Source organism: Candidatus Bathyanammoxibius amoris (genome assembly GCA_024451685.1).
GTDB classification, from domain to species: Bacteria; Planctomycetota; Brocadiia; order Brocadiales; family Bathyanammoxibiaceae; genus Bathyanammoxibius; species Bathyanammoxibius amoris.
On sequence record JAMXCW010000004.1, the window covers coordinates 47,392 to 63,599 of the forward strand.

15 protein-coding genes are annotated in these 16,208 nt (G+C 50.1%); 4 read left to right on the plus strand and 11 right to left on the minus strand.

Annotation, left to right across the window (positions count from 1 at the left end; all coding sequences use genetic code 11):
• The first annotated feature begins 401 nt into the window (after positions 1-401).
• The gene (locus NOU37_03740) at positions 402-1,265 is read left to right on the plus strand and encodes a DMT family transporter (GenBank protein ID MCQ4574346.1); all 864 of its coding nucleotides are present in this window, start codon (positions 402-404) and stop codon (positions 1,263-1,265) included.
• A gap of 97 nt (positions 1,266-1,362) precedes the next feature.
• The gene (locus tag NOU37_03745; protein ID MCQ4574347.1) at positions 1,363-2,229 is read left to right on the plus strand and encodes a DMT family transporter; all 867 of its coding nucleotides are present in this window, start codon (positions 1,363-1,365) and stop codon (positions 2,227-2,229) included.
• A 429-nt stretch (positions 2,230-2,658) separates the two neighbouring features.
• Here the strand turns inward: NOU37_03745 and ispD are convergent, their stop codons facing one another.
• The 5 genes from ispD to NOU37_03770 form a co-directional block, all read right to left on the minus strand.
• Positions 2,659-3,372, minus strand: a complete 714-nt coding sequence (ispD, locus tag NOU37_03750; protein MCQ4574348.1) for a 2-C-methyl-D-erythritol 4-phosphate cytidylyltransferase — start codon at positions 3,370-3,372, stop codon at positions 2,659-2,661.
• An 8-nt stretch (positions 3,373-3,380) separates the two neighbouring features.
• Positions 3,381-4,526 (minus strand): deoxyguanosinetriphosphate triphosphohydrolase, encoded by a 1,146-nt coding sequence (locus tag NOU37_03755; protein MCQ4574349.1) that lies wholly within the window; start codon positions 4,524-4,526, stop codon positions 3,381-3,383.
• A gap of 12 nt (positions 4,527-4,538) precedes the next feature.
• Positions 4,539-5,006, minus strand: coding sequence for an HIT domain-containing protein (locus tag NOU37_03760; GenBank protein MCQ4574350.1), 468 nt, complete (start codon positions 5,004-5,006; stop codon positions 4,539-4,541).
• A gap of 333 nt (positions 5,007-5,339) precedes the next feature.
• Entirely contained in the window at positions 5,340-6,374 is a 1,035-nt protein-coding gene (locus NOU37_03765) for an SHOCT domain-containing protein (protein MCQ4574351.1), read from the minus strand.
• Positions 6,371-6,682 carry a hypothetical protein gene (locus NOU37_03770; GenBank protein MCQ4574352.1) on the minus strand — a complete coding sequence of 104 codons (312 nt, stop codon included), beginning with the start codon at positions 6,680-6,682 and terminating at the stop codon, positions 6,371-6,373. Before NOU37_03770 ends, NOU37_03765 begins: the two co-directional genes overlap by 4 nt.
• A 191-nt stretch (positions 6,683-6,873) precedes the next feature.
• Between NOU37_03770 and NOU37_03775 the strand changes: the two genes are divergently transcribed.
• Together NOU37_03775 and NOU37_03780 are read left to right on the plus strand one after the other, a co-directional pair.
• On the plus strand, positions 6,874-7,497 hold the full coding sequence (locus NOU37_03775) for a CDP-alcohol phosphatidyltransferase family protein (protein ID MCQ4574353.1): 624 nt from the start codon (positions 6,874-6,876) through the stop codon (positions 7,495-7,497).
• 5 nt (positions 7,498-7,502) lie between these two features.
• The gene (locus NOU37_03780) at positions 7,503-8,150 is read left to right on the plus strand and encodes an HAD-IB family hydrolase (protein ID MCQ4574354.1); all 648 of its coding nucleotides are present in this window, start codon (positions 7,503-7,505) and stop codon (positions 8,148-8,150) included.
• Positions 8,151-8,165: 15 nt separating this feature from the next.
• Here the strand turns inward: NOU37_03780 and NOU37_03785 are convergent, their stop codons facing one another.
• The 6 genes from NOU37_03785 to NOU37_03810 form a co-directional block, all read right to left on the minus strand.
• The gene (locus tag NOU37_03785; protein ID MCQ4574355.1) at positions 8,166-8,861 is read right to left on the minus strand and encodes a hypothetical protein; all 696 of its coding nucleotides are present in this window, start codon (positions 8,859-8,861) and stop codon (positions 8,166-8,168) included.
• 6 nt (positions 8,862-8,867) lie between these two features.
• Positions 8,868-11,210, minus strand: coding sequence for a tetratricopeptide repeat protein (locus NOU37_03790; protein ID MCQ4574356.1), 2,343 nt, complete (start codon positions 11,208-11,210; stop codon positions 8,868-8,870).
• A gap of 327 nt (positions 11,211-11,537) precedes the next feature.
• On the minus strand, positions 11,538-11,927 hold the full coding sequence (locus tag NOU37_03795) for a hypothetical protein (GenBank protein MCQ4574357.1): 390 nt from the start codon (positions 11,925-11,927) through the stop codon (positions 11,538-11,540).
• A 361-nt stretch (positions 11,928-12,288) separates the two neighbouring features.
• The gene (locus NOU37_03800) at positions 12,289-13,704 is read right to left on the minus strand and encodes an ArsB/NhaD family transporter (protein MCQ4574358.1); all 1,416 of its coding nucleotides are present in this window, start codon (positions 13,702-13,704) and stop codon (positions 12,289-12,291) included.
• Positions 13,705-13,908: 204 nt separating this feature from the next.
• Positions 13,909-14,244 carry a hypothetical protein gene (locus NOU37_03805; GenBank protein MCQ4574359.1) on the minus strand — a complete coding sequence of 112 codons (336 nt, stop codon included), beginning with the start codon at positions 14,242-14,244 and terminating at the stop codon, positions 13,909-13,911.
• Between the two features lie 42 nt (positions 14,245-14,286).
• Positions 14,287-15,552, minus strand: a complete 1,266-nt coding sequence (locus tag NOU37_03810) for an SLC13 family permease (GenBank protein ID MCQ4574360.1) — start codon at positions 15,550-15,552, stop codon at positions 14,287-14,289.
• Between the last annotated feature and the right edge of the window lie 656 nt (positions 15,553-16,208).

The window sequence follows — 16,208 nt, forward strand, 5'->3', positions numbered from 1 at the left end:
GTTCAAATAATACTTGAGACCTCTGAAAAAGTCACTACAGGGCTTTATGTCATTCTGAGCCGAAGCCCTGAGCGGAGCGAAGGGGCAGTGAAGAATCTAGTTTTTGTAGCGTTGGAGCTTGCTCCAACGTTGAACGTGGCAGCAAGCTGCCACGCTACACCTTCGGTCGTTTCACTCCCTCAGAATGACAATTGTGGGGAGCTTTGCAGAGGTCTCTACCTGTAAGAAAAGGCTATTGTTGCCGTTCATTTCACAGGCGAACCGAAGGGCGCTTCTCATAAGGCCCTGCAGGACTGGATAAGGAAGCCCCGCCCACGGTATGACCGGTCTTTTTTCCGGCGGCCCTAAATCTCTGCACGAGGGCCGCCTGTTTTTTTCAACCCTGGTTATTAGGGACAGACATGACCTGGTTCCATTATTCGCTTATCTCCGCGTTCTTTACCGCCAGTTCCGTTGCGCTCTCTAAGAAGGCCCTCGATGGCAGCGACGTATATACGGTGGCCTGGGTGCGCTACGGGTATGCGTTCCCGTTTCTGCTGTGCATGCTCCTGTTTATTGAGATTCCCCCGTTAGACTCCACTTTCTTTCTGGTTAATCTTGTGCAGGTGCCGCTCAACAGTCTTGCCATTATTCTGTATGTGAGGGCCATAAAGTACTCCCCCCTTTCACTTACCCTCCCGTTCCTCGCCCTGACCCCTGTCTTTCTCGTCGGTACCAGCTTCGTCATGTTAGGGGAACGGCCTGACAGGTCAGGTCTGGCAGGGATACTACTTGTCGCGCTGGGGGCGTACATGCTCAACGTACGCTCTACCAGGGATGGCCTGCTCGGCCCGCTGCGCGCAATCCTTGAGGAAGAGGGTTCTGTCCTGATGATTGCCGTTGCTCTTATATACAGTATCAGCGGCAATCTCAGTAAACTTGCCATCCTGCATTCAAGCCCCATGTTCTTTGCCGCAGTTTATCCAGCTATCATGGCGCTGGCCCTCTTTCCCCTTCTAATGTTAGAAGGCGGTGGCGCCCTGAAGAAGGTGTTTTCCCGGCCCATACTGTTTGCTTCCATAGGGCTGTCAACTATACTAACGCTTATCCCGGGCAATCTGGCCTTCCAGCTTGGAGAGGTTTCCTATGTGGTCTCGGTCAGACGTATCAGCCTTGTCATGGGGATTTTATACGGCTGGATATTATTCCGGGAGACAAACGTGAGAGAAAGGCTCCTTGGGGGTGTAGTAATGCTAATCGGCGTGGTGCTTATAGCCGTCTTTTGATGCGACGGATGTATTGTATATTGTCCGGCTCCGCATTCAGGCGACCTTAAATACCTGAAAGGATGGATGTTCCTGGAGACCGAACAGGAAGACCAAAATGACCTGGTTTTACTATTCTGAACTTGCCGCCTTCTTCGATGCCTCGACCTCTGCACTCTCAAAAAAGGCCCTTGAGGACAGCGACGTGTACACCGTGGCCTGGGTGCGTTACGGGTATGCGCTCCCGTTCCTGCTGTGCATGCTCCTGTTTATTGAGATTCCCCCGTTAGACTCCACCTTTTTCCTGGTCACCATAGTGCTGATACCCCTCGAGATCCTGGCCCTCATCCTGCGAATAAGGGCGATTAAACATTCACCCCTGTCGCTCACCCTCCCGTTCCTTTCCCTGACCCCGGTTTTCCTCATAGGCACCAGCTACTTCATGCTGGGAGAGAAGCCGGATGAGTCCGGCCTGATTGGGATATTACTCATTGCGCTGGGTGCATACCTGCTCAACGTACGCTCTACCAGGGAGGGCCTGCTCGGCCCGCTGCGCGCAATTTATAACGAAGAAGGCTCTTTACTCATGATTGCCGTGGCCTTTATATACAGCATCACCTCTAACCTCGGGAAGATTGCCATCCTCCATTCAGGACCCGTCTTCTTTGCCGCAGCCTATCCCGCCGTAATAGCCCTGGCCCTCTTCCCGCTCATGATGATGATGAAGCCCGCCAACGGCTTTAAAAACGCGGCTTCCCGTCCATTTCTTTTCGCAACCATCGGCGTCTCAAACCTGCTAATGTTTGTTACGCACAACCTGGCCATACAGCTGATAGAGGTGCCCTATATGCTGTCGGTAAAACGTACCAGTCTTATCTTCGGCGTGCTGTACGGATGGCTACTATTCCGCGAGACAAACGTGAGAGAACGGCTGCTTGGGGGCGTAGTAATGTTAATCGGCGTGGCGTTTATAGTAGTATTTTAATATATCGGCGGGCCGCATAAAGACATTTTTAACGGAGTATTGATAGACGGAACCAAAGGTGTATTTTGTCCTACCTATATGACCTTTTTGCGTACTACAAACTAGCACTTCTGTGGGTATCATTACCCACGTGCCCCCCTCCGCCAGGGGCTGTTAGAGGTAAACAGTTCTATACACCTTTGGTTCCCTTTGCAGTTACCGACAAAAGTATACCACACCTTCAGGATTCTGCAAACCCGCCAGAGCGGACCTGACAGGGCCGTAAAGATTATAAATTCCTAATGCATTGTGGTGTGAACGGTTGAGACGAAACATACGACCGTAAAATATTGAAAATATACATGAAAGAAATTATTGTAGGGATTACCCCGGCACACCACATCTCCTGTAAGCTCTTACCTGAAACCACCTTACAGGAACAGCGCGGTTTTATCCCAAAAGGGCTTCGGCTATGGCAAGGTCGTCGGGGGTGGTAATCTTGATGTTGGTGTGGCTGCCGGGGACTATCTCGACGGGGTGGCCCAGTCTCTCAACCGCCTGGGCGTCGTCGGTGACCTCGGCGTCTTCTTCAACAAGGGCGTCATAGGCCCTCTCCAGAATGTCTTTCTTAAAACCCTGGGGTGTCTGGGCCAGCCATAATTTACCCCTGTCTACGGTGCGTATTACCCTCCCTTTTCCCTCCACCTCTTTGACGGTGGCGTTTACGGGTACGGCAAGTATGGCCGCGCCGGATGTGGTGCTCTTGTTGATTACAGCCTCTATCATCTCTCTGGTCACTATGGGTCTGACGGCGTCATGCACCAGCACTATCTCTGTATCCGGTTCAAGATGTTGCAGGCCCTCGTATATGCTGTCCTGCCTCCTCCTCCCGCCCGGCACTATCTTAACGCTGACACTGCGGTCTTTATATCTTTCGGCCCATTCGTCTCCAATTTCTTCAACCTCGGATTGACCCATCACAAGGATTATTTCGCGGACACTGTCCACATCAAGGAATTTTTCCAGGGAATGCTGGAGGATGGGTTTACCCTTGAGGAGAAGATAGGGCTTTTTTACGTCTCCGCCCATCCGCACGCCAATACCCGCGGCGGCCATTATTATAGATACGTGTGGCATCGTGTTGTAGGGTGCGTCTCGATGCACCGTGCCTGCTATACCCTCTCATAGGGATAGAACAGCTTCATGTATTCGTCCTGGGCGTAGCGGTCTGTCATACCGGCTATGTAGTCACAGATGCCTTGATAAACGCCCGCCTCTTTTACCCAGTACTGGGCATCCGGCGGCAGCTGCCTTGGGTTGGCGACATAAACCCTGAAGAGTTCTTCAACAAACCGTTTGGCCTTATCCGCCATGCGCATTACCCGGTAGTGCCGGTACACCCTTTCGTTAATGAAGTCCTGCAGTTTCTCTTTCTGCCGGGCCAGTTCCGGTGAGAACTGCACAATAGGCTCTTTGCACTTACGCACGTCCTGCACACCTCGTATACCGAGGTCTTCCAGCCTCCGCTGCGTATTATTTATCAGGTCGGTAACCTCAAGGTTTATGAGGAATATGATGGTCTGTGTCTTCTTGAATCCTTTGTCCAGGCCGTTCCACTTCTTTTCGACGTTTTCTGAGGCGTAGCGCCACAGTTCGACACTCTCCAGGTCGTCTTCGGTTATAAGTCCCGCTTTCAGGCTGTCATCGAGGTCATGGTTGTCGTACGCTATAGAGTCGGCGTTTTCCACCACCTGTGCCTCAAGGAGCGGCCTCTCTTCCGGATTGAATTCCGTGATTATATTCCCGGTGGAGCCGTGCTTCACGATAGATTCCCTCAGTTCCCAGCATAGGTTAAGCCCCGGGAATCCCGGGTAGCGTTTCTCCAACATGTCAACCACCCGCAGGCCGTGCAGGTTGTGTTCAAAACCCCCGTGGTCCCGCATGAGTTCGGACAGCGCCTCCTCACCGGAGTGGCCAAAAGGTGTGTGTCCAAGGTCGTGTGCCAGGCCAATGGCCTCAGCGAGGTCCTCATTCAGATTGAGGGCCCTGGTCACGGAGCGCGAGATCTGCGCCACCTCCATCGTGTGAGTAAGCCGGGTACGGTAGTAGTCTCCCTCGTGGTTCACAAAGACCTGGGTCTTGTATTCAAGCCGTCTGAAGGCGGTGGAATGGATAATACGGTCCTTATCTCTCTGGTAGACGCTCCGGTAGTCATGTTCTTCTTCCGGGTGTTTTCTGCCGAGAGAATCCCTGCTCTTCATGGCATAGCCGGCAAGTTCTCTTTCTTCCCGTTCTTCTATGTCTTTCCTGGTAATCACCTGTCACCGGCCTCAGAAGGACTCTTTAAGCCTCGTTAACAGCGTCGAGTTATACTGGGAGACAACCTTCGTGTCAGAAATGACGGGCATAAAATTGGTGTCGCCCGCCCATCTCGGCACTATGTGAAAATGAAGGTGCAGCAGGCCGGCCCCCGCCGAAACACCTATGTTTACCCCTATATTAAATCCGTCCGGTTTTATGTGCTGCCTCAAGGCCGTCTTTGTTCTCCCGATGAGTTTCATTATCCCCAGCATCTCCTTGTCGCTCAATTCATCGACGTCGCACTTGTGTTTGTTGGGTGCTACCATCAGGTGGCCGTAATTGTAGGGATATTTATTGAATATCAGAAAACATTCTTTTTCTCTGTGGACGACCAGGTTTTTATCGTCGTCGTCCTCCTCAATGACATGACAGAAGAAGCATCCCTTTTTCTCTGACTGGATATATTCTTGACGCCAGGGTGCCCAAAGATTTTTCATGATATCCCAATAACATTAAAACGGGCTAACGTGACAGTGAGGTAAAGGTCTTTTATCCACCACAAGAACTACAATCTTTGGATGTGCATGTGTCGCAAGAAGAACCGCCGCCGGAGGCGTTGTTGCCGCCGCCCATACCAAACACAGAAAAAACCTTCTCTGTCTTTTGCCCCCCACACTCCGGGCATTTGACAGACCTCTTTTGTGAGGGGCTGGAGAAATACTCCTCAAATCTGTGTGTACAGCCTGTGCAGTTGAATTCGTAAATGGGCACGGCCTTCAGTCACGATGGTTCTTGGTCAAGATTCTCTATTCTGTTAAATGGCCTTGCGCCTAAAGTCTCTCGAGCAGTTCTCTTTTCTTCTTTTCGTAATCCCTATCTGAAATCAGGCCTTCGTCCAGCAGGTTCCTGAGTTCCTTGAGTCGTTGCGGAACAGACCCGCCGGACTTTGATTCCCTCTTGAGGAGTTCCTTTTTCTTATAGCTATACTCTTCAGGCGAGATAAGGTCATCGTCCAGGAGTTCTTTCAGGTCCTTGAACTTCTGGTTCAGGCTCATTCCTTCCTCGGAGGAAGATTCATCCTCCGTGGGCTGGAAGCCTGAGATTGAACCGTCTGAAGACACAATCCCAACCCGTTCCTCCAGCTGCCTGAGTCTTTCTTCCAGTGCGGGGTTAGTATGCGCGAAGAACTCAAACCCCTTCTCCTGCCCTCGTTCAGCTAAGGGGGAGGCAGGTGTAGCTTCGAAGGTTTTTTCATGCAGGTTTATGACTACCCAGTTTCTGTGGCCCTGTTTGTAGCTATGGCCTTCGCCGAGCCCAAGCTCCCAGAAACCACTGCTCTTGATAGAAGTTGGGTCTTTTGTGGAACGACCTCTCCTTGGGGCGCTGCGTAGCATCCTTTTCGACCTCGATCGTACGCTGCTAAAGGCCAGGTTAATGTTATCTTCCGTAACGAACACGCAGAAGATTGTCTCCAAATCATCAAGGAGTGCCCTGTCACGTGGGACGTAAACATAGAGATATTCATCCGCGTTTGCCTTGGAAAGGGTGTCTGTAATAAGTGGAACCAGCGTCTCTATCTCTGTTTCATTGAAGATCTTTTTGCCCCCCTTTTTACCCAGTATTCCCTTTTCTCTGTAGTAGAGTGAGCGCAGGATATTGCTCAGCTTTTCTTCTCTTATAATATACGGCTGGCTGAACGGAGGAGACGCGCCCCTTAACTTCTTTGCGTTTTTCAGCTCTACGTACGTATCCCCGTCCTTGAATACCTTGTCAGAGTCTGCCTGGATACTACCGGTCGGAAGGACAATCAATATGAGGCTGAAAAAAGCGGCCCTAACCACTGCAGCAATAAAACTTACTATCATCTTCTCTTTTTGGATATTTTCTTTCTGGACACAGCCTTTCTCGCCTTGGCATATAAGGATTCCATGTATGCGACCGTCTTCGTCAGACCATGTTTCTTGGCCTTGAAGCGTACGGCCTCCAGGGTCCTGCCAAGCTTTTTGGCCAGTTTCGTGGTTTCTGTAACCGGGTACTCTTCTCTGAGTTTAGAGATCTCTGACACCGTCCACTTTTTCAGACGCTTAAGTCTTGAAACTTTCCTTGTTCTTTTTGCCTTTGTTTTTGCCTTTGCCTTTGATTTTACTTTTGATTTTGTTTTTGCTTTTGCCATAGTGTTTGTGCCGAAGCGCCCATAGACCTCTAAAGATTTATAATCACCCACAACACTTAACATACACCCCTATTACTTGTCAAGGAAAAACTAAATGATGACATAAGAGCCAACAATCGCAGGGTTTGGGTGTTTTTCCCCTTGAAAGACCGTGCCGCAGTATGTAGAATCTGTCGAAGGAGAAAACCGTCTTGAAGGCTACCGTTATAACACTTTTGAGAATATTGCTGGTATTCGTAATTGCAGTGCTTTTTGGGCACGGGTTCGCCTTTGACGCGATAGCTACACTCCTTATTGTCTGTGTCATAGCAATGGACGGCCTTGACGGATATATAGCCCGCAGGTATGGTGAGACGTCTAAACAGGGTGCCGTATTGGACATCCTGGGTGACCGGATAGTAGAAAACGTGCTGTGGATATATTTTGCCTGTGTTGGAGAGTACTCCTTTTGGATACCGATTATAGTAATTACAAGGGCTGCGGTGGTTGATAATATAAGGAGTCTCGCCCTTGCCCAGGGTCTAACCGCCTTTGGAGAAACAACCATGCAGAAGGAGGGGTGGGCCAGGTTTCTCGTCAGCTCAAACTGGAGCCGTGGCCTCTACGCCCTCGCTAAGTGCGTTTGCTTCGCCTACATTGGCCTGATGGTTACTATAGGAAATGCCAACGTTTCGGTGGCCTGGATCGATTATATGATAACCATAAAGTTCGTGCTTATCTATGGCACTGTGGCTATGTGTTTGTTACGTGGGCTGCCTGTTATCTGGGAAGGGCGCAGGTACATCTTCGAGAACCGCCTAAAAGAGACCTCTTAGGCCACATGAAAAAGGCCGCTATCTTTGACATAGACAACACCATCCTGAAGAGGCACTCCTCCGAGCGCATCTTCATCAGATACCTGATGCGACGGAGCATTGTTACTGCCCGGGATATCGTTCGCTCTGTGTTTACTTTCCTGACGAAACTAATCAGCCTGAACGGCATCTTCATCAAGAACAACAAATCCTATTTGAAGGGAAAGGACGCAGCGGTACTGGAGAAAGAGGCGGTAAAGTGTTTCCAAAAGGAGATAATGCCTCTGATATCTGCGAAAGCCCTTAAAGAGATGCAGGAGAAGAAGGAATCCGGTTACAGCATTATTCTCCTGTCGGGCACACTTGACATACTGGCAAAGCAGTTTAAGGAGTCTTGCGGGGCTGACGTAGCTATAGGAACAAACCTTCAGAGGGTAGACGGCCTGCTCACGGGCGAACTCCAGAGCACTCATGTCTACGGCCACGGCAAGGCCAAGACACTGGAAGACCTCGCCTTAAAAATGGAAATAGACCTGAAGAATTCCTATGCCTACGCTGACCACTTTTCTGATATAGAATTCCTCAGCATGGTTGGCAACCCCGTTGCGGTAAATCCGCATCTGGGCCTGAGAATCTATGCAAAAATAAAGGGTTGGCCCGTCATTGATTTCTAGAGACCGTCACGAGTCCTAAAAATCTTCAAGGATAAAGCCGCTCTTTTTCTCTTCCACAACGCCGCCTTTCTCTACTATGACTTCCTCCTCCCCCACAATGATCAGTTCTTCTTTTTTCTTTGCTTGTTCAGCTCGAGCACGTTCTCTCCTGGCGGCTGCTGCTGCCCTCTTTTTCCTTCTCGCTTCCGCCCTTGCTTCCGCTTCCGCTTCCGCCCTTATCCCGGATTCGGGCCGCGGCGCCAGTCGCTCTATTTTTATTATCTTGTCTCTGGGTATCTCCTGTATTTGTACCTCTTCTTCTATCTGGCTTCTCAGCCTTTCCTCCAGGCGTTTTCGCCTCTGTTCGGCAACTTCCGCCTTCTGCTTCTTGCCCAGTTGACCCACCTTTATGTTCAGCGATTCGGTATATTCACGTAATTTAACGACGGACCCCTTTAATGATTCCTGGTAGGAAACCAGCTCAAGTTGCATCTTCTCCATACCTGCCTGTTTTTCTTCCAAAAAAGTCAGCCTTCGGTCTGTCGACGTGTCTTTGGCAAGTTCTTCCACGTTCTCCATAATTTCCTCGTTGGTTTCCTCAATGGTCCCAATCCTTTCAATCACTACTGCCAGCTGTTGTTCCACGGCGTCCATCCTCGTAGTTCTACTACCGCCACCACCGAAACAACCTGAGACAAGCACTGCCAGGATAACGCATAAAGGCGTTCTCATCGATCTCTACTCCTTTAGTGTTTTGTTATTGTATATTGCAAATTCCTTTTTCGCCTCTTTCTTGAGACCCTGCTTATGATAGCATAAGCCCAGGTTCTTGTGGGCCTCGGCCAGACTGGGATCTATTTCTAACGCCTTCTTATAGTAAGAAACGGCCTTTTTCAGGATGCCTCTTTTGTCGTACACCAGGCCGAGCCCCACATAGGCATTCCCCAGCGCCGGGTCTAATTCAATGGCTTTTTCATATTCTGTAATGGCGCTCTCCAGCAGCCCTTCTTCTAACATAATATCAGCTATATTGTAATGCATCAAAGCTTTGCTTTTCTTCCGACTATACATATTGGCGGCGTTTCTGTAGACGAGAGTGGCCTCATCGTACCTTGCCGTGCGCACATAACACGTCCCAAGCCTTTCATACAACCCCGCCAGGACGGGCTTGAGCTCCAGGGACCTTTCCCAATATCTAAAGGCCTCCTCGAACATGCTCTTACCATAGTATTCAAGTCCCTGCTCATCATAGCCCGTAATTACGGAAAGCCTTAACTCCAGTGTTTTGAGCAATTCACTTACGGCCAGTTCCGTCATATACTTCTTGGAATAGATGGACGCGAGGTGGTCGTGTATCTCAGCCTTTTGTAGATACCTGTTTTCGTCGAAGAACCCCAGCGCCTGCTCGTAATTGGCGATGGCTTCTTCCAATCTTGCCGCGTCCTCATCAATCATCGCCTTACCTTTATACGCACTGGCGAGATTAGGGTTCAGGCCCAGCGCCCTGTCAAACTCAAGGTCCGCTGCTTCCGCCATGCCTTTCCTGTAATATGCGCGCCCTAAATTCATGTGCAGTCTGGCTGACGACGGGACGGTCCCCATGGCTGTGCGGTATTCCCTGATAGCATCGTCCAGCCTGTTCTGTCCCACATATACTATACCACGGTTGTTGTGGACGCTTGCCCTCCCGGTCGATGACTCCAGCACCTTGTTATACTGCTCCATTGCCTTGTCAAGCATATCCATTTTCAAGTATACATTTCCCAGAAGGAGCTCGGCCTCTTCGTTGCCCGGGTAGAGTAGCGCAACCTTCCCGGCCTCTCTAAGTGCGCTTTCAGGGTCATTCTCCTTGATAAGTATTTTTACCAAATCAAGCCGCGCCCCCAAAAGGGTAGGATTAATCTCGAGGGCCTTTTTCAACTCGAATTGCGCCTCCTCGATGTCACCCTTCTTCAAATATGCCTGTGCCATCGTCAGGTGAATCTTTTGTGAAGCTTTGTCAAAAGTATCGGCCTGGAGTAATTCATTGAAAGAAGAACATGCCTCCTCCAGAGCATCTCTCTCAATCCTGGCACCCGGCATGCTGCCCGCCTCAAGGCAGTGGACGATCAGACTCCTCCACTGTTCCAGGGCCTTAACCTTGTCTCCCATTGAGGAATAGCTCTCCGCCAGCTCTCGTTCCCTTGAGACAGTTTCCATCAGCACTTCCACTGACGTGGCCTTATGAGACGGCTCTGCCTCCGGCACGGTGGCCCGCGCAAAGTTCGGGTCTAGCTCCAGCACCCTTTTGAATCTTGACATTGCCTCACCATACTCTCCCACCCTGTAGTAAGCAAGGGCCATCTGGCTGTTAGCCATGGCCAGTCTACGGGCAGGTGCGTCAGGTCCGTAGTAGCTTATGCCCTTTTTGTACTCAGAGACGGCCTCTTCCAACATTCCCATTTCATAGTAAACGTCCGCCAGGTAGTGATGTACTTCCGCCATGTCAGGGTTTAGTTCTGAGGCCTTCGTCAACTTCTTCAGGGCCTCGTCCAACATGCCCTCCTCCGTGTATGCATGTCCCAGGTTAACGTAAGCAATATCGAGGTTCGGGTTAAGCTCTACCGCATCCTTATACTTGGAAATGGCCTGTTCACGCATTCCCATGAGCCAGTAGGCATTGCCAAGGTTATTATGCACGTCTGCATAGTTTCCGTCGACCTCTATGGCTTCTTTATACTGTAGAAGGGCCTCCTCAACCTTTCCATTATCCATGAACACATTGCCCCGGGCGCTGCGGGCCTCTACATACGCCGGATTGATACTCAACGCCCTTTTGAACTCCTCGGTCGCTTTGTCCTGCTCACCATTCTCGTAGTGGGCTATTCCAAGGTTAAAGTGCATTTTCGCGGAGTCGGGCCTGACCGCTACGGCCTTTTTGAACTCTCGGGTCGCTTCGTCCAGCCTGCCGCTTTCATAGTGGTCAATCCCGCGATAGTTATGATAACTGGAAACGCCATAGTCGCTGGTTTCAGTGGTACAGGAGGAAACAAACAGGGCGGCAAAAATAGGCATCAGGCTAAGAATCCCAAGAGACTTCATAATCAACTCGCTGGGAAATAATACGAAAGGAAAGAAACGCTCTAAAGCGTAAAATAACGGTTTCCCTAAAAGTAGTTCAACGTGTCTTTTCCAGCTTTAGCGTTATTGTTTCTATAGTAACTGCCTCACTCCTAGCTGGCTTTTTGATAAGGCCGTAATAAACATTCACCGTAATAGCAACAATGGTTAACACTATAATTGCGGGGATAAAACCGCATTTCATCAACTTTGTCAACGTCTACACCCCACTTTATCCGTGGTGTCCGGCACAGAGCCTGAACATTCCTGAGTACTAAGGGTAATCTGTCCTTTATCCCTCTACAGACCCTATTCGGCTTCCTCCGTTACTTCCACATCCCCCTCGACGGCTACTTCTTCTACTTCTTCTACTTCTTCGGCCTCTCCACCTTCTTCGGCCTCTGCACTTTCTTCAGCCTCTCCACCTTCTTCGGCCTCTGCACTTTCTTCAGCCTCTCCACCTTCTTCGGCCTCTGCTGTCTCCTCGGTGCCCGCTACCGCGGTGTTTTCTACAAGTGCATGGCTCAGCCACTCGTCGAAACCCTTGGGGTTTGCCAGATACATAACTGTAATCAACAGGCAAATACCCGATGCCAGGCATATCACAACAAAAAAGGCACCGGTTACCCTGCTTACAATGCCGGAACTCATTACCTTTCCCGATACTTCCTGAAGCCCGTCTAACAACGAATTTAACATGTCACCCTCCCACCAAGCCTTATTCGTGAAGTCTGTACCACCGTATCTTTTTCAGATGGTGATTGTTCTTTCACTTCACCCCGCTTGAGTTTGAAAAAGACTTCCCAAACAGCTCCCGCCAGAGGCCATAAAACACGTATTATCTATGTTTTACGATACATCCGTATTTTACGCGCATGGCTTGCTATATTGCGCACAAAATAACATCCCGTATGGCGGTTGTCAAGGAGTTAAATACAGCCCACAGCGCGGATAAGGTATGCCCATTAGGTGTAATCGCTCCGGTGGTCCCGTCACCTCCGGAGTCGTTCCAGCATGGACCAATATTATATTAGAGGCCTAAACTGCGGAGAGTAAATGTTTATTGATAAAAGTCAAAGAAGATGAGCTCAAAAGCCATTCCCATTATACAGCAGGCGACCATTGTGGTCGTACCCGCCTTTAGCCATACCCTCATAGTGATGGGATACTTGGTCCTCTCGCTCACGGCGACAGTGACTATATTGGCGGTAGAACCTATCGGGGTGCCGTTGCCGCCGAAGCCCACACCCATAGCCAGTGCCCACCACAGGGGCATTACGGCGACACCCTCCGTCTCTAAGTGCTGTATTACGGGTACCATGGCAATGGTGAATGGGATGTTGTCTACAATGGCAGAACTTATCGCCGCCACCCAGAATAGCATGGCGCACGTAAGCATGGGGTTTGAATGTGCATGAGCGGCAATCTTGCTACCCAGTATCTCCAGCACGCCGGCCTTTTCTATACCACCTACGCATATAAAGAGCGCGATAAAGAACAACAACACGCTCCAGTGTACCTCCATCAACGCCTCATCAGGGTTCGGCCGGACCCAAATCAGGGCGATGGCGACACCAAACATGGCAATGCTCGAGGGAAACAGGCCAAGCTTGCTCTGGAAAAAGAACAGCCCGATAATAATCCCCAGGGCAATCAGCACCTTCTTCAGAGAAGCCATGTCCGTAATTGCCCCTCTCGCGTTCATCTTCAGGAGCCCTTCAATATTCTTTGGCTTTTGGGACAGTTCCTTCCACAATACCAATCTGAGTACAAGCAGACATACCACCCAGCTTAGAAGTACGGGTGGACCAAGATGTATGATAAACGAGTTGAAGCTCAGTCCCGTAACAGACCCTATAATCATATTCGGCGGGTCACCGACCAGCGTGGCGACACCGCCCACGTCTGAAAGCAAGGCCTCGGACAGAAGAACCGGGATGGGATTAATGCCTATTATCTCGCATATGGCGACAGTCACAGGGGCTATCACCACCACAGTGGTAACGTTATCAATCATCATTGATACTACGGTTGTAACAACGCCGAGGAGTATGGTCAGGCGCCACGGGTCACCCATCGTCTTTTTTGCGGTGATAATGGCAAGGTATTCAAAGAAGCCTGTCTTCTTAAGCATGCCCACAATGACCATCATCGCAAAAAGCAGGCCTATCGTGTACCAGTCTATTGCCGCTACTGCCTCGCTCTGGGAATAAAAACCCATCCAGTGCCCTACGAAGCCCATGGCAACCGCGCCACAGATTCCGGCTATGGTCCGGTGAACCTTCTCGGAGAGGATGGCAATGTAAGTAACGCCAAAGATTCCACATGCCAGAATTATCGGGAGGGGGATCTTCTCCAGGCTCTCATATTTTGATGCGAGAAGATATCCTATGCCGGCGGCTACGACTATTACAAGACAATAGCCGGCAAGACGTAACAAGGAGGAGTTCTGGAGGACCCTCAGCGAGGTCTGCATTTTTTCCTACCCTCAAGTACCCAGTATCAAAGAAGTCGTACCAAGAAAAAGGCTCTAGAAGATAACATCAGAAACAGACTTTGTCAATAAAATATGGCCGGTTGAACACTTCGGAAATCTATTACGCGGCTGGGACCACCTCTATATATCTTTATATATTTTGTTTGTAGCCATGGATTTGACAAGATATATAATGGCCAACCGTTACTTGTCACCCTTTATTTCATGGGCGCCCTCGCCGGAAGGTTTTTTAAGCGTCTCTTCTCGCCCCCAGTTATCCATTGGAAACTCCTCTTCCAATATATCCTCTTCGTCATACTCCCCGGTTTCGGGGTATATTTCCTCCGGCCTCTGTTCCTGCGTGGTTGACTCCCCGCCTTCCTCCTCTTCCGCAGCCATCCCAATCACTCCCGTTCCCGATACCTGTAAGAATGGTTCACTCCACAACTTACCCTCAAGGCCGCAGGTCAGCAAAACCGCCGCAAGAAAACAGGAAATCAACCTTCCTTTGCACATACCTTTTCTTCTCTCTTCTTCCACCCGCGGGGTCTCCCGTTGTGTGGGCGTGGGTCGGCTGGATCGTTATTTCCATACGACCCAGAGGAATATACACGATGACACTACAGCGACTATTGTAAACGGAAGTCCTACCTTGACAAATTCCATAAAGGTTACCTGGACACCCCGTTTTCTAAGGATTCCGATGGCCACAATATTAGCAGAGGCTCCGACCGGGGTAATATTGCCACCGAGACAGGCGCCCACCAGCAGCCCGAACAATAACAGCATCGGTGAACTCTGCATATCCTGCCCAAGTTGCTGTGACACGGGGATCATCGCCAGGAGAAAAGGAACATTGTCAATAAAAGCGGAAAACACTACGGACAAAAACACTATCATAACAAATGTGCCAAAGACGCTGTTGCCGCTAATGCCCCGTATAAAAACCGCGATATCGTCTATCCATCCGGCGGAAATCAGTCCGCCAACAATAATAAATATCCCCATCAGGAAAAGGGTGGTGTCCCAGTCGAGGACTTTAACAAACTCCCTCATGCTGTCTCCCGATGTGGCCTTATACCACACCAGCCCAAATATGCCGAACACCATGCATATCAAACCAGCCATATATCCAAACCCCGGGTCGAGAAATGACGACAACGCCAGGGCAACCATAAGAAGCACCAGCATCCACGTCGGTACCCACGAGGTAACCTTTTCCACCTCTATCACGCCCACCGGCTGCTGGAACCTTCTAAACAAGAAATAGAGGACAAAGAATGACGCTACCGCCCCTATCTCAACCGCGAAGAATATGCTGGGCCTGCCCTGATAGAAGAAGAAGTCGTTAAAGGTCATCCCCGTCCAGCCCGCCAGGATCATACTCGGGGGGTCACCGATAAGTGTCGCCGTGCCCTGGAGGTTAGAACATATCGCCAGGGCGATGATAAACAGGCTCGGGTTTACATCCAGCCTGTCCGCAATCGCCAGTGCGATAGGCGCTGCGATAAGGACCGTAGCAACGTTTTCAGTAAAGGCCGACATAATGCTTGTCAGGCCACACACAAACAGCATGGCCACACACGTATTACTCGACCTGTTCACCAGGTGCTCAGCCAGGTATGCGGGCATTTTGGAAAACATAAAGAGTTCCGCCACAACCAGCGTGCCGACAAATATGCCCATAACGTTCCAGTTTATAGCCTCCACGGCCTCCCACGGGCCTATTGCTCCAAACAATAACAACGCCAGGGCCCCTGCACAGGCACAGTAGGCGCGACGCGCGGGAAACATAATAAACCCCGCGTATGAAAGGACAAAAACAAACAGAGAGAAATACTTTTCCATGGCAACCGTGTTTCGGCTAAAAGACAAAAGGAGACCGAAGGAAGCTTCTCTCTACCTCCGCCCCCCCTAAACAGGACACGTCAAGCAGGTCTTAACTTAATATCGAAGTTCTTTTATGTATCATATACTCACAGGGATGTCAATAATAGAAGCCTTCACCCGCAAAGGCAGGTAGCTATTATGGAATAAGTACCGAATATTACAGGGCTTAAGATGTTTTTGCAACATCTCAGGCCGCCTTCTTTACCAGCATGGGCCTTCCGGGCAAAAGGATTGATTTTTAGGTATTCACCCATTAGAATTTTACCTTCTTGACCACCATTTTGTCTGGGAGAGAAACCGTGAAAACCGAGGAAATATACAAGAAATCATTAAAACTCCACAAGTCTTACAAGGGGAAGATACAGGTCATCAGCAAGGTTCCGTACAGGGGACATCTCGACGCATCTCAAACAGGTCATCGCATTTCGTCATTCTGAGCCAAAGTCCTGAGTGTAGCGAAGGGGCGGTGAAGAATCTGACACGAAGTGTCACTCTGAGTCGAAGTCCTGAGCATAGCAAAGGAGCCAGCGAAGAGTCTAGATTCTTCGATCGTTTCACTCCCTCAGAATGACAGTGTTTTGTAGGGACAGCCCTTGTGGCTGTCCGCGGACAGG